This window comes from Phytohabitans aurantiacus (assembly GCF_027923225.1).
Taxonomy (GTDB): domain Bacteria; phylum Actinomycetota; class Actinomycetes; order Mycobacteriales; family Micromonosporaceae; genus Phytohabitans; species Phytohabitans aurantiacus.
Genome location: NZ_BSDI01000060.1, coordinates 1 through 13274 on the forward strand (window position 1 = coordinate 1; position 13274 = coordinate 13274).

Sequence of the window (13274 nt, forward strand, 5' to 3'; positions counted from 1 at the left end):
CCTGAGCCGACGCGATCTGCAACACCTTGCCACTGAGCCGCGACTTCACCTGGTAATAGCCACCACCCACCGACACGAACTGCCACTGCTGCTGATTTCCATCGTTACGCGCCCACTGCACGATCGGCGCACCATCATTCGTCGCCAGGTTGTACACGTCGATCGCCTTGCCACTGTGGCGGGAGGTGAGCACGTAGTAGGCCGACGTGTCGATCGTCGCGGCCAACGACGGCGACGCCGACGCCACGACAACCGCGGACGGCACCGCGAGGGCGGCGATCGCGAGCGGCAACCAGCGCCTGAGGTGTTTGACCATCTGAGGACCTTTCGAGGCGGTTACTGTGAGCGAGCACTACCGATGGAGCGGTCGGCAGCACTCTGGTAGATGCACGGCACCCACCAGGGATAACCGAAAATGCTGAAAGAAATTTGGCGCCCTGCGCCTACCTGCGGCGACTCTTCACAGAGATGACCTTCTTTACAGACAGACATCGTTGTGCGACTATCAGCGACGGTGGACGCGATGATGACGCACAGTGAGGCACCTGACGTCACCGTGCTCGTACGCGCCGCGCAGGCGGGGAGCCGAGACGCGCTCAACGAGCTCGTCGCCACGCATCTTCCGGTCATCTACAACGTCATCAGCCGCGCGCTCAACGGGCACACCGACGTCGACGACGTGGTGCAGGAGACGATGGTCCGGATCATCGCTGGCCTGCCGGGGCTGCGGGATCCCGACAGGTTCCGCTCCTGGGCGGTGACCATCGCGTACCGGCAGCTGCACCTGTACCTGCGCAATCGCCGCAAGGCCATGGTCCGCGTCGAGGATGCGCCGCCAGACGTGCCCGACCCCGACGGCGACTTCGCCGAGCAGACCGTCACCACGCTGGTGCTCGACGGGCAACGGCAGGAGTTGGCGGAGGCCGTCCGGTGGCTGGAAGGCGCCGACCGCCAACTGCTGGCGCTCTGGTGGCAGGAGGCGGCCGGCGAGCTTACCCGCGCGGAGCTCGCGACCGCTCTCGCGGTCAAGCCGAAGCACGCGGCCGTACGCGTGCGGCGCCTGCGCGAGCGGCTGGACGCGGCAAGAGGCGTCGTGCGCGCGATGCGGGCTCGGCCGCGCTGCGCCCAGCTCGCCACGCTGCTCCAGAGCTGGAACGGCGTCGCCGACCCGCTGTGGCGCAAACGGCTGATCCGGCACACCCGCGACTGTCCACAGTGCGACGTTCACCGGCACGGTCTCGCGACCCTCGAAGACCTGGCGCTCGGCGCCAGCGCGCTTCCGGTACCGGTGGCGGTCGTGGAGGGCTTACGGATCGCGCTGGAGGCGGCGACGCCGGCGGCACCGTCGCTTCTGCACGCCGTCCAGGGCTTCCTGCACAACAAGGTCGCCGTACTGGCAGCCACGACCGCCGTCGCCAGCGGCGGCTTCGCGTACGCGGTCTACCACGAGCCCGCGTCCACCCCGCCGGGCGCGACAGCCACCGTGAGTCCCACAGCGGCGACCCGGAAGCTGGTGCCCCAACCGCCCGCCCTGGCCGCGAGCCCGACCGCCGCCGCAACTCCGACATCCGTGCCGGCGGCCTTCAGCGGCGTGGCGGTGGCCGACGTGTACGTCGCGGTGAACGGGTCGGATGCCGGCGACGGCAGCATCGATCGGCCGTACGCGAGCCTCGCCAAGGCGGTCGCGGTGGTGCGTCCGGGGCAGACCATCGCGCTGCGAGGCGGCACGTACCGCTCGGCCGATCCGGTCGTCATCGACACGAACGGCACTCCGGAACGCCGCATCACCGTCAGCAACTACCGCGACGAGCGCCCGGTCATCGACGCCAGCCGGGTGCCGGCCGGGAGCTGGGCCGTGACCCACCGCGGCGGGTACTGGACCGTGCAGGGACTGGAAATCAAGAACTCGAGCAGCCACGCGTACGTGTGCGTCTCCTGCCGAGGCAACACCTTCCGCCGGCTGTCCATTCACGACAACGTCCGGTCGGGCCTGACACTGCGCGATCCGGGTACCGTCGACAACCAGGTGCTCGACAGCGACTTCTACCGCAACTACGATCCCGCCGACCAGGGGCGGTCCGGCGTCGGCCTGGCCATCAAGTTCGGTGCGGGCGCGGGAAACGTGGTGCGCGGCTGCCGCGCCTTCGACAACGCCGACTCCGGTTTCGATCTCGGCGAGTTCGCCGACGCGGTGCGCCTGGAATACAACTGGGCCTACGGCAACGGCGTCAACCGCTGGAGCGCCCCGATCTGGCAGAGCAACGCCGACGGATTCCATCTGGGCGGCGGCCCTCCGGCACCACACGTGTTGCGGCACAACGCCTCCTGGGCCAACGCAGGTCACGGGTTCAGTGACGGTGGAAACTCGGGGCGGCTGGAGCTGAGCAACAACACGGCATTCCGCAACGGTGGGACCGGCTTCCACCTGCCCACCGCGCCGTCTACCGTGCGCAGCAACGCTTCCGTCGACAACGCCCGGGATGCCGAGCTGCGTACCGGTACCGGGTCAAGCCGCAACACGTGGGACGGTGGCTCCTGGGCGGCCAGCGCCTTCGAGTCGACCGATCCCAGCGGCGCCCAGGGGCAACGGCGCCCCGACGGCCGGCTCCCCTCGACCGACTATCTCACCACCGGTCGCGGCGTCGGCGCCTCTATGCGCGAGCCAGGTACTTCTTGATGCAGTGCACCGAGCCAAGGTTCTCCGCGAACGGGTGGAAGTCGGTGAGGTACACGACCTCGTAGCCGAGACCTGTCCAGATCCGGCCGTTGGCCTCGTCGGTGGCGGCGAGTTCCGGCCACGCACCGTGCCCATAGGTCGGCAGGTACACGACGCCGTCGCTGACGAGCGCGTTGTTGGCGGTGGCGAAGTACCACCAGCGCTCCCGCCGGTCGGGGTCGTCGACGTACACCAGCGGCAGCGGGTTGCGCACCACGTCGAAGCCCTGCCGCGCCAGACCCGCCGCGATGTCGTCGAACACCTCCGGCATGGCGTGCGCCGGAGTTGGTGTGCCGAGCACCTCGGCCGCCGCTCGCGGGTCGCCGACGAGCACCCGGTATCGCCCATCGTCACCGCGGCCGGCGAGCGTCACCAGCATGTCGATGTGGAAGACCGGCTGGGTCGTGCCGGGCTGGTTGCCCGCGTACAGGACCTCCGTCCACTCCGCACCGTCCAGAGTGAACCGCCGGGTGCGCTGCTCCGGCACCGGCAGCGAACTGCCGACGTAGATGAGCCGCCGGTCAGGGTCGAGGTACTCGCCGTAGAGCCGCCGCACCAGGTCTGCCGGCCGCTCCCCCGGCTCGGGCACGAGGATGCCGCCGACGTACCGCAATGTATTGGCCGGATAGTCGGCGCCGATGAGGAAGAAGTCGTCGCCGATCAGTAGGTTGCCGCCCTGGAAGTACAGCGGTGCCTGGGTGCGCTCAAGGGCCGGATCGGCGTTGGCCACGAGATCGGCGACCAGGCTGTCGCCGTACCGTGGAAAGGAAAACGGCTCGACGAAGTAGGTCGTGCCCGCGTCGACGACCACGACGTAGCCGTCTTCCGCCCACACGCTGAAGTTGATGTGATCGGGCCCGGCCACGACGTCGATCCGGTCGCTCCAACCGCCGACAGTTTCGGCGGCTGACTCGTGCGTCAGCACGAGGAAGCGCGTCTGCGCCGGCAGCTTGGCCAGCAGATCCTGGTACGCCGCGGCGAGCGGCGGCGAGTCGACCGCGTACGCCGGGATGGTGAACAGGATCCGCGTGACCGGTCCACCCGCCGAGGCCACCAGGCTTGGGCGCTCCGGCCGGGGCGGCAGCAGGTCGGCGATGATCGGGCCGGCCTGGGCCCGGACGCGCTGCGACTCCACGGACAGATCGCCGGTGTACCGGCGCACGAGTGCCGGCGGCGTCGTATAGTGCCGCGGGCGTGCCGAAGCCTCCACCATGGACTCAGCGTATCCGCCACTGTCACTCCAAGGTGACGACCACCTTTCGGCCGCGCCCGGCGTGAGGGCTAGCGCGAACGCACCGGACGCCGCCTGGACTTCGCCGCAGCTCGACCGGAGGTTTACCAACAGGCTCTTACCGCGGGCGGCGCGGTGTGCGCAGCCCAAGCAGGCGGCGGCCGGCCTCGACGAACTGCTGGCGCAGGGTGTCGTCGTCGAGGTCGACCAGGACCGGCCCGGCCGCGCCGGCGGTGCCGGCCAGGAGAATGGCGGCCTTGACCAGACCGCCCGGCCCCGGCTCGACGTCGGCGAGCAGCCTGATCTGCCGCTCGATGAGGTCGCGCAGGTCGGGGTGCGTGCGGAGCATGTCGATCGCGCCCGGGTCGCCAGCGACGACCGCCATCAGGGCACGGTTGCGCACCACGAGGTCGGCGTAACCGGTGAGCATGTGGTCGGCACGGGCGTGCCGCCCGCGCTGCGCCTCGGCCTGCTCGATGATGGTCCGCACCTGCGCGACGAGCGGCTCGACGACGGCGGCCAGCAGGTCTTCGCGGGTGCGGAAGTGGTGGTACACGGCGGCCTTGGTGACGCCCACCTCGTCGGCGATCATCTGCAACGACGTGCCCGCGAAGCTGTGCCGTATGAACAGTCGGATCGCGACGTCGATGAAGCGCTGCCGGCTGTCGGTCGCACCGGATGCCATGTCTTCCGCCCTTACTGATCTCGTGTGTGACTCCGAACATAGCTTGACGATCGGCTAGGTGACAACTAGTCGATCGGCGAGTGAACTACTTCACGATCGGCTAGGCATCGACTTTACGATCGGCTAGCGTCCTCGGCGTCACACACCCTTCTGGAGGAGACTTGAGATGGCATCGTTCCTGTACCGGCTCGGCCGGTTCGCGTACCGCCGGCGGTGGCTCGTCGCCGGCCTGTGGGTCGCGGTCCTCATCGCCGCGCTCGCTGGCGCCGCCACCCTGTCCGGGCCGACCTCGGACGCGTTCCGCATCCCCGGCACGCAGTCGCAGAAGGCGATCGACCTGCTGCAGGAACGGTTCCCGCAGGCATCCGCCGACGGCGCCACCGCCCGGCTGGTCTTCGCCGCGCCGGAGGGGCAGCAGCTGACCAGTACCGCCAACCGGGGCGCCATCGAGCAGGTCCTCAGCGAGCTGAAGCAGTCGTCGCAGATCGCCTCGGTCACCGACCCGTTCGCCAGCGGCGCCATCAACGAGGCCGGCACCGTCGGCCTCGCCCAGGCGACCTACAAGGTGCCGTCGGCCGAACTGACCGATCAGTCACGCGCCGCCCTGACATCCGCCGCCGACGACGCACGTGCCGCGGGGCTGACCGCCGAGATCGGCGGTGACGCGCTCCAGATCCAACCCGAGCAGGGCGCCACCGAGATCATCGGCGTCGCGGTCGCCGCAGTCGTACTGGTGATCACGTTCGGCTCGCTCATCGCGGCCGGCCTGCCACTGCTGACCGCGCTGCTCGGCATCGCCATCGGCATCGGCGCGATCACCGCCGCCACCGGCTTCGTGGACATGTCGTCCACCACCCCGATCCTCGCCCTGATGCTCGGTCTCGCGGTCGCCATCGACTACGCCCTGTTCATCGTGTCCAGGTACCGGCACGAGCTGACCGCCGGCCGCGAGCGTGAGGAGGCCGCGGGCCGCGCCGTGGGAACCGCCGGTTCCGCCGTGGTCTTCGCCGGTCTGACCGTGATGATCGCCCTCGCCGCCCTGTGGGTCGTCGGCGTGCCGTTCCTGACCCAGATGGGCCTCGCCGCCGCCGGCACCGTCGCGGTCGCCGTCCTCATCGCGCTGACGCTGCTGCCCGCGCTGCTCGGCTTCGCCGGCCGCCGCATCAAGCCGGCGCCCGTCCGTGCGCACCAGAAGACCGCCGCCTTCGGCACCCGCTGGGCCCGCGCGGTCACCCGCCGGCCGGTCGCGGTGCTGGTGGTCGCGGTACTGGCGCTCGGCGCCGTCGCCCTCCCCGCGCTGGACCTGCGCCTCGGCATGCCCGACGACAGCACCGCCGCGCCCGACACCACCCAGCGCAAGGCCTACGACCTGGTGTCGCAGGGCTTCGGGCAGGGCTTCAACGCGCCGCTGACCGTCGTCGTCGACGGCAAGGCCGGCCAGGTCAGGGCCGCCGCGGACGAGGTGACGCAGGAGATACAGGGCCTCGCCGACGTGTCGGCCGTGACGCCCGCGACGTACAACCAGGCCGGCGACACCGCCGTGCTCACCGTCATCCCGAAGAGCGGGCCGAGCGATTCCGCCACCAAGGATCTGGTACGCGCCATCCGGCAGCTCGACGGCACCGTCGCGGGCGCCACCATTGGCGTCACCGGCCTGACCGCCATCAACATCGACATGTCCACGAAGCTCGGCGACGCCCTACTGCCGTATCTCGCCGTGGTCGTCGGGCTGGCGCTGTTCCTGCTGATGCTGGTGTTCCGCTCGATCCTGGTGCCCATCAAGGCCGCGGTCGGCTTCCTGCTCAGCATCGCCGCCACGTTCGGCGCGGTCGTCGCCGTCTTCCAGTGGGGCTGGGCCGCCGACCTGCTCGGCGTCGACCACACCGGACCCATCATCAGCTTCCTGCCGATCTTCCTCATCGGCATCGTCTTCGGGCTGGCCATGGACTACCAGGTCTTCCTGGTCACCCGGATGCGCGAAGACTATGTGCACGGCGCCACGCCGCACGAGGCGGTGGTGAGCGGCTTCGGGCACGGCGCCCGCGTCGTCACGGCCGCCGCGATCATCATGATCAGCGTCTTCGCCGGCTTCATCCTGTCGCCTGAGTCGATCGTCAAGTCGATCGGGTTCGCGCTGGGCGTGGCGGTGCTGTTCGACGCGATCGTGGTGCGGATGACGATCGTGCCGGCGGTGATGACGCTGCTGGGCAAGGCCGCGTGGTGGCTGCCGCGCTGGCTCGACAAGCTCCTGCCCAATGTGGACGTCGAAGGCGAGAAACTCCGCCACAAACTCGACGACCCCCAACCCGACACCCCAGCCCTGCAACCCGCCCCCGCCTAGCGGGGTTGCCACGCCGCTTCCGCCGATCAAGGGCGAATGCACGCGGTTGGATCTCTTCTCCGCACGCGTCCGCCCCCGGGCCAGCCCGACACGGCGTGTCGCCACGCCCCACCCGCCGATCAAGGGCAAATGCACGCGGTTGGATCTCTTTTCCACGTGCATTCGCCCTTGATCCATGCGATCGCCCTTGATCGGCGCGCACCGCGCAGGGCGCGGCGACACGCCGTCGCCACCCTCAAACCCCGCGGCTCGCCCCCGCCACGACGACGCGCCGCCGTGCGCGCTCACCACGCCGATCTTGCACTTGTCACGTCCCATTCCGGGCATTCCGCCATGACAACGGCAAGATCGGCGAACAGGAGGGGTGGAAGCGCCGCCGCGCGGCGCGCGGGCGACGGCGACCGCCGCGACCGGCGCGACCGCAGCGCCCGAACGGCGCTGATCAAGGAAAAGCGCAAGGATCAAGGGCGAACGCACGTGGAAAAGCGATCAAACCACGTGCGTTTGCCCTTGATCGGCGGGAGGGGCGGGAGAGGGCTTGATTGGCGCGGACGCCCCGGCGCCGCTCGGGCATGGCCGACACGCCGGAGGCCGCGATGGTCTTCCGGCTGCGGAGCAGGGGAGGCACTGGACGGATCTAGTCCGAGAAATATCGGGCTGCCGCGACGTTCGCGGCGGTCCGGGGCCGTTGCTCCCGCGGCCTCACCCTCCGCGACTACACAACCCGCCCCGCACGTACGGTCGTGAGCGCGACTGGGCGCGGAGGGCGAGGCCGCGGGAGCGACGGTCTGAGCCGCGACGGGCATCGCGGCAGCTCAAAGCCTGGGTTTGAACCTGATCTAGGCGCGGGCAGGCCCGCGGTAGTCGGGGGCGACGTAGACCGGGCGCCGCTCGCCGCCGCCCTGCGCGAAGCGTCTCGTGTAGACGACGCGGGCGCTGGTCGGATCGGCGTCGGCGGGCGGTCGGGCCACGCTGTAGAGAGCGGGCAGCGACGCCGCCCCGTGTGCCTTGCGACACGGTGGAACGTCGTGCCTTTCGCCGTGCCACGGGCCACCCAGGAAGAGCACCTGCATGTCGTCGCGTCTCCTGTCTTGGCTCCCGGCCCTTCGGTGCGGTCGCACGTCCGATTCCGCCGCCTGGACGATCGTAGCCATGGCCTTCCCGGACGGCACGCCGCGACCGTGCTACGGTGGGGGCGTTGCAGTTTTGGTTTCCACGTACTTTGCAGGCGCCTGGTGACTCAATGATCCAGGCGCTCTTTGTTCTGCCGGTGCTCTCCGGACGAGGATTGATCAACGCGGCGACGCGGGGCCCGCGCGGTGCGGGTTCCATCAGCCTTGTGTGAAGGAGATTGACATGGCTGTCGGCACTGTGAAGTGGTTCAACGCGGACAAGGGCTTCGGGTTCATCACCCAGGACAACGGTGGCCCGGACGTGTTCGCCCACTACTCGGCGATCGCGGCTGACGGATACCGCAGCCTGGAGGAGAACCAGCGCGTCGAGTTCGACGTCCAGCAGGGCCAGAAGGGCCCGCAGGCCGCGAACATCCGCCTCATCTGAGGCCGCGCCCGCGTATCCCCGTGGCGTCGACGTACGAGCGTGAAGCCGCGGAGACGCGATCGGCGACACATTTCGACGCGCCTTCCGTGCGGAACGGGTTCCGTCCCGCTCGGGAGGCGCGTCGCCTTGTAAAGGGGATGACGCTGAACGCTCTGGACCGCTCCCACGCGCCCGGCATGGATCAGCTCGCGCTGTCTCCGGTGCCGCTGGTGCCCGAGATGCGCCTGTTTCTCGCCGAGGACGCGATCGTCCTGTGGGCTCGGCTGGAGGCGGCGGCCGGAGTCTCGCTTCCCGCGCCGTACTGGGCCTCCGCCTGGGTCGGCGGGCAGGCGGTCGCGCGATACGTTCTGGATCATCCGGAGTCGGTTGCCGGCCGCAGCGTACTGGATCTCGCCTCCGGATCCGGGATCGTCGCCATCGCCGCGGCGATGGCCGGCGCGACGGACGTCACCGCCACCGAGATCGATCCGAACGCGATCGTCGCGATCCGCGCGAACGCGCAGGCCAACGGCGTCGCCGTCACTCCGCTGGAGGAAGACGTCCTGGACGGTGACGGTCACGGCGCACAGGTGGTACTCGCTGGCGATGTGCTCTACGACGAGTCCGTCGCCGAGCGGGTCAGGCCGTTCCTGATTCGTGCCGCCGACCGCGGCGCGCTGGTACTGCTGGGAGACCCTGACCGGGGTCACCTGCCCTCGGTGGCGCTGGACCTGATGGCCAGCTACACGGTTCAGGGTGCGGGCACGCCGGAAGACGCCCAGCTACGACGCACCAACGTCTTCACGCTGCGGCGCGGCCAATCGGAGCCGATGCTCAGATCTGCGGCCCGCTAGCAAGGCCGACATATCGGTCCCTTTTCGCACTCAGGACGGCGTACGGTCATGAGGCCGTGAACAGAACTGGCCCGGGCTGGTCCCAGCCTGCTTGGGTCGGGCGGTGGGGGTCCCGGGCCTCGGTTCGATGCCCGGGATCCCAGCACGTCTTCATGCCCTCGGAGGGTCGTCGCCATCCTTGCGGCGCAGCTCCTCTTCGCGCTTGCGCAGGTCGGCCTCCCACTTGCGGAACAGCTCCTCGTCTTCCTTACGACCGCGAGTCTGGCTACGCAGGAACTCCGGGTCGTCGTCGGGTGCGAGGGGGCGCGGCCGCTCGTACTCAGGGAAGCCGCTGCCTGGGCGCCAATCGCCGGCACGGCCGACCCGGTGCTTCTGCGGGCGGCCCGCAACGAACCACACGATCGGGCCGATCGGCGGGAACAGCAGGATGATGAACACCCAGGCCAGTTTCGGCAGGTTTCGTACCGCGAACTCCTCAGTGGAGATGCAGTCGATCAGCGCGACCACGATCAGGATCAGGTCGACGAAGAACAGCAAGCCGTAGAGACGAACCACGGCGGCTATCCTGCCGCAAGATCACGCTCTTGTGTGCCCCGTCAGGCGCCGCGCAGGTGGCCCACCTCTTCCAATCCCGGGTCGTACCCAGTCCGCAGGCTCGACCGGCCCTCCCGCCACCCCGGCAAGCGCTCCTCGATGGTCGCCGCGGCGGCGGTCGTACCGTCTACATAGAAGTGCAGGGTGCGTACGCGGCGGGTGGTCTCGTGTGCGAGCAGGTCACCGTCGGCACCGACGGCGGCGGTCAGCTCGTCTTCGAAAGCACGCAACGCCTGGAGAGAACCGTCGAGCGGCAAGCCGCCCTCGTTGGCCTCACGGAACGGCAGCGTCACGGCCACGTGCGTGTCGAAACGCGGGAACCGGACGGGCAGCAGCGGCAGCTGTGCGGTCGCGAGAAGGGGCCACCCCTTGCGGTCCTGGGCACTGAGCACCGCCCAAGTCGGTTCCTTGTACTCGATCGCCTGGCGCTCGACAGCGGCTCGCAACTGCTCGCGCGACCGGGCGTCCGGCGGCGGCGCGCCACCGAACTCGACGACACCCACCCAGCGCTCGACGCCCTCCTCGCCGAGGAGCCAGTCCAGCGAGAGAAACGCGATCTGAGCGCGTACCTCGTCGGGAAGCGACGGAAAGGCCGGGTGGTGGACGGTGACGTCGATGAGCTGCCGGCCGGGGGTGACGGCGAACTCGTAACGCAGGTCGGCCAGCACGATCTCGGCACCGGCGATGCCCATCCGCGCGTCGAAGACCGCCGGGTCGGGTTGGCGGGAAGCGTGGTACTCCCACGTCTCGTCGGGCGGCGGAGCGCTCGCCGCCCACCTGGCCGCCACCGCGCGGAGGCTCGCTTCGCCGGCCGGTGACACGACTAGCGCGTGCTGGGCGTGGCTGCCGTTGGAGAACTCCCACTGCAGATCCGGGTGGATGGCGTCGACGCGAGCCTTGATCTCGTCGGTCAACGCGTCCCAATCGCCCGACTTGATCGCCGCCTCGACGCGCCCGCGCGCGCCCTGCCACCACTGCCAGAACTCCGCGATGCTGCTGTCAGGTGCGGGCCGGCGCCGAGAAAACATCACGCCGACCGACCCTACGCCGCCCCCACCCCCGCCGCCGCCCCCCGCTCGTCCCCTTCGCCGACCGGGCGCGCGGCCCGCGCTCTCTCCGCGCGGCCCGCCGCTCGCGCTCTCTCCGCCGATCAAGGGCGAATGCACGTGGTTTGACCTCTTTTCTGCGTGTGTTTGCCCTTGATCGATGCCAATGTCCTTGATCGACGCGCCGCGATCGCTGGCTTCTTCCAGATGAACCCGGGCCGCGAGCGATGAGTTTGTCGGCCCCCGGCGGTCTAATCGTCATCGGACGCGTCTGTCCCGAACCCGAGCGTGGCGGGGCACGGCGTTGGACAATGTGGGAGAGGAGCACACGCATGAGCGGAGTACGGCTACTGGTCGGCACGCGCAAAGGCGCGTTTATCCTGACCGCGGACGGTGCCCGCCGCGAGTGGGAGGTCAACGGCCCACTCTTCGGCGGCTGGGAGATGTACCATCTCAACGCCTCGCCGGCGGCGCCCGACCGGATCTGGGCGTCGCAGACGTCCGGCTGGTTCGGGCAGGTGGTGCAGCGCTCCGATGACGGCGGGCGCACGTGGGAACCGGTCGGCAACGACTTCGCGTACGAGGGCGAGGCCGGCGAGCACCTGTGGTACGACGGCACCCCGCGCCCGTGGGAGTTCAAGCGGATCTGGCACTTCGAGCCGTCGCCTGACGACCCCGACACGGTGTACGCGGGCGCGGAAGACGCGGCGCTGTTTCAGACGACCGACGGTGGCAAGACCTGGTCCGAGCTGCCGGCGCTGCGTACGCACGAGTCCGGGCCGGGTTGGCAGCCGGGTGCCGGCGGTCTGTGCCTGCACACGATCATCCTCGACCCGGCGAACAAGGGCCGGATCTACGTGGCCATCTCGGCGGCGGGCGCGTTCCGCACCGATGACGGCGGCAAGTCCTGGCTGCCCATCAATCGCGGGCTCCGGTCGCAGGGACTGCCCGACGAAGACGCCGAGGTCGGCCACTGCGTGCACCGGATCACGAGGCACCCGTCCCGCCCCGACGTCCTCTTCATGCAGAAGCACTGGGACGTCATGCGCAGCGACGACGCCGGCGGCACGTGGCGCGAGATCAGCGGCAACCTGCCGACCGACTTCGGCTTCCCGATCGCGGTGCACGCGCACGAGCCCGAGACGATCTACGTCGTACCGATCACCAGCGACTCGGAGCACTACCCGCCGGAGGGCAAGCTCCGGGTCTACCGCAGCACGGTCGGCGGCGACGAGTGGGAGCCGCTCACCAACGGCCTGCCGCAGGCCAACTGCTACGTCAACATCCTGCGAGACTCGATGGCGGTCGACACGCTCGACCCGTGCGGCATCTACTTCGGCACCACCGGCGGCCAGGTCTACGGCTCGGCCGACGGCGGCGACACGTGGACGGCGATCGTTCGCGACCTGCCTCCGGTGCTGTCCGTCGAAGTCCAGGTGCTGCCGTGATCCGGGTCGTGCTGCCCGCCCACCTGAAAAATCTCGCGCGAGTGGGCAGCGAGGTCCAGCTCGACGTAGCCAAACCCATCACGCAACGCGGCGTTCTCGACGCGCTCGAAGCGCAGTACCCGATGCTGCGCGGCACGATCCGCGACCAACGCACGGGCAAGCGGCGGGCGTTCATCCGCTTCTACGCCTGCGAGGAAGACCTGTCCAACGAAGAGCCCGACTCACCCCTGCCCGACGAGGTAGTGGTGGGAAAGGAACCCTTCCTGGTGGTAGGCGCCATGGCCGGCGGCTAACCCTTCCCCCAAGCACCCGCGAGCGGCCTTTCGCCGACGCTTGTATAGCGGCCGACGAGCCCGCAGCGACAGCACAGCAACGCGACCGAGCACCGCCGCGGCAGCGGCGCGACCGGCGGCGGCGCGGCCGTCAGCACGACGGGCGGCACATGACCGGCCGCAGCGCGGCCCCCAGTGCGACCGGCGGCGGTCCGGCGGCGCGAGGGCTGCTGCGTGCCGCAGCGCAGCGTCCCTCTTCGCGTCGATCAAGGGCGAATGCACGTGGTTGGATCTCATTTCCGCGTGCATTCGCCCTTGATCGACGCAGATCTCCTTGATCGACGCCGCGCAAGTCGACGCCCTGCCGGTCGGCCGCGATAAGGCACCCTCCGCGGCGCCTCGAGATGCGCCGCGCGCGGGCGCCGCCCGAAAACCCCATCCCCCGGCGATTTTGCAGTTGTCATGGCTGATTGCCCCATTTGGGACCTGACAACTGCAAGATCGCCGAATAAGGCGAGGCGCAGGCCGGCAGCGCCTGCCGGCGGCGT

12 protein-coding genes are annotated in these 13274 nt (G+C 69.7%); 6 read left to right on the forward strand and 6 right to left on the reverse strand.

What is annotated here, in order from left to right; translation table 11 throughout:
- Positions 1-316 (reverse strand): RICIN domain-containing protein (locus tag QMG73_RS38100; protein ID WP_281903856.1); only part of this gene is annotated, 316 nt, incomplete at its 3' end.
- A 207-nt stretch (positions 317-523) separates the two neighbouring features.
- On the opposite strand from QMG73_RS38100, the gene QMG73_RS38105 reads away from it, so the two are divergent.
- Complete coding sequence (locus tag QMG73_RS38105; RefSeq protein WP_281903857.1) at positions 524-2677, forward strand: sigma-70 family RNA polymerase sigma factor; 2154 nt, start codon at positions 524-526, stop codon at positions 2675-2677.
- On the opposite strand, the gene QMG73_RS38110 is transcribed toward QMG73_RS38105, so the two are convergent.
- Both QMG73_RS38110 and QMG73_RS38115 read right to left on the reverse strand, forming a co-directional pair.
- Positions 2652-3929: a hypothetical protein gene (locus QMG73_RS38110; protein ID WP_281903858.1), complete on the reverse strand. Its 1278-nt coding sequence runs from the start codon at positions 3927-3929 to the stop codon at positions 2652-2654. The genes QMG73_RS38105 and QMG73_RS38110 overlap by 26 nt on opposite strands.
- 136 nt (positions 3930-4065) lie before the next feature.
- Positions 4066-4632, reverse strand: coding sequence for a TetR/AcrR family transcriptional regulator (locus QMG73_RS38115; protein ID WP_281903859.1), 567 nt, complete (start codon positions 4630-4632; stop codon positions 4066-4068).
- A 166-nt stretch (positions 4633-4798) separates the two neighbouring features.
- Between QMG73_RS38115 and QMG73_RS38120 the strand changes: the two genes are divergently transcribed.
- Positions 4799-6973, forward strand: a complete 2175-nt coding sequence (locus QMG73_RS38120; protein WP_281903860.1) for an MMPL family transporter — start codon at positions 4799-4801, stop codon at positions 6971-6973.
- An 839-nt stretch (positions 6974-7812) separates the two neighbouring features.
- Here QMG73_RS38120 and QMG73_RS38125 read toward each other — a convergent pair.
- Positions 7813-8046 carry a hypothetical protein gene (locus QMG73_RS38125; protein WP_281903861.1) on the reverse strand — a complete coding sequence of 78 codons (234 nt, stop codon included), beginning with the start codon at positions 8044-8046 and terminating at the stop codon, positions 7813-7815.
- A gap of 283 nt (positions 8047-8329) precedes the next feature.
- Here QMG73_RS38125 and QMG73_RS38130 point away from each other — a divergent pair, with 283 nt between their 5' ends.
- A complete protein-coding gene (locus QMG73_RS38130; protein ID WP_265249784.1) occupies positions 8330-8533 on the forward strand; it encodes a cold-shock protein in 204 nt (67 codons plus the stop codon).
- A 137-nt stretch (positions 8534-8670) separates the two neighbouring features.
- The gene (locus QMG73_RS38135; RefSeq protein ID WP_281903862.1) at positions 8671-9366 is read left to right on the forward strand and encodes a class I SAM-dependent methyltransferase; all 696 of its coding nucleotides are present in this window, start codon (positions 8671-8673) and stop codon (positions 9364-9366) included.
- 150 nt (positions 9367-9516) lie between these two features.
- On the opposite strand, the gene QMG73_RS38140 is transcribed toward QMG73_RS38135, so the two are convergent.
- Both QMG73_RS38140 and QMG73_RS38145 read right to left on the reverse strand, forming a co-directional pair.
- Complete coding sequence (locus QMG73_RS38140) at positions 9517-9921, reverse strand: PLD nuclease N-terminal domain-containing protein (RefSeq protein ID WP_281903863.1); 405 nt, start codon at positions 9919-9921, stop codon at positions 9517-9519.
- A gap of 41 nt (positions 9922-9962) precedes the next feature.
- A complete protein-coding gene (locus QMG73_RS38145) occupies positions 9963-10991 on the reverse strand; it encodes a DUF695 domain-containing protein (protein ID WP_281903864.1) in 1029 nt (342 codons plus the stop codon).
- 347 nt (positions 10992-11338) lie between these two features.
- On the opposite strand from QMG73_RS38145, the gene QMG73_RS38150 reads away from it, so the two are divergent.
- A complete protein-coding gene (locus QMG73_RS38150; RefSeq protein ID WP_281903865.1) occupies positions 11339-12454 on the forward strand; it encodes a WD40/YVTN/BNR-like repeat-containing protein in 1116 nt (371 codons plus the stop codon).
- Positions 12451-12747, forward strand: a complete 297-nt coding sequence (locus QMG73_RS38155; RefSeq protein WP_281903866.1) for a MoaD/ThiS family protein — start codon at positions 12451-12453, stop codon at positions 12745-12747. The genes QMG73_RS38150 and QMG73_RS38155 overlap by 4 nt, the downstream gene beginning before the upstream one ends.
- The last annotated feature ends 527 nt before the right edge of the window (positions 12748-13274 follow it).

What these genes read in the sequence shown, in the direction of transcription:
- QMG73_RS38115 (WP_281903859.1), bottom strand. Translation starts at nt 4,632, where the DNA reads ATGGCATCCGGTGCGACCGACAGCCGGCAGCGCTTCATCGACGTCGCG.
- QMG73_RS38150 (WP_281903865.1), top strand. Translation starts at nt 11,339, where the DNA reads ATGAGCGGAGTACGGCTACTGGTCGGCACGCGCAAAGGCGCGTTTATC.
- QMG73_RS38110 (WP_281903858.1), bottom strand. Translation starts at nt 3,929, where the DNA reads ATGGTGGAGGCTTCGGCACGCCCGCGGCACTATACGACGCCGCCGGCA.
- QMG73_RS38130 (WP_265249784.1), top strand. Translation starts at nt 8,330, where the DNA reads ATGGCTGTCGGCACTGTGAAGTGGTTCAACGCGGACAAGGGCTTCGGG.
- QMG73_RS38105 (WP_281903857.1), top strand. Translation starts at nt 524, where the DNA reads ATGATGACGCACAGTGAGGCACCTGACGTCACCGTGCTCGTACGCGCC.
- QMG73_RS38135 (WP_281903862.1), top strand. Translation starts at nt 8,671, where the DNA reads ATGACGCTGAACGCTCTGGACCGCTCCCACGCGCCCGGCATGGATCAG.
- QMG73_RS38125 (WP_281903861.1), bottom strand. Translation starts at nt 8,046, where the DNA reads ATGCAGGTGCTCTTCCTGGGTGGCCCGTGGCACGGCGAAAGGCACGAC.
- QMG73_RS38120 (WP_281903860.1), top strand. Translation starts at nt 4,799, where the DNA reads ATGGCATCGTTCCTGTACCGGCTCGGCCGGTTCGCGTACCGCCGGCGG.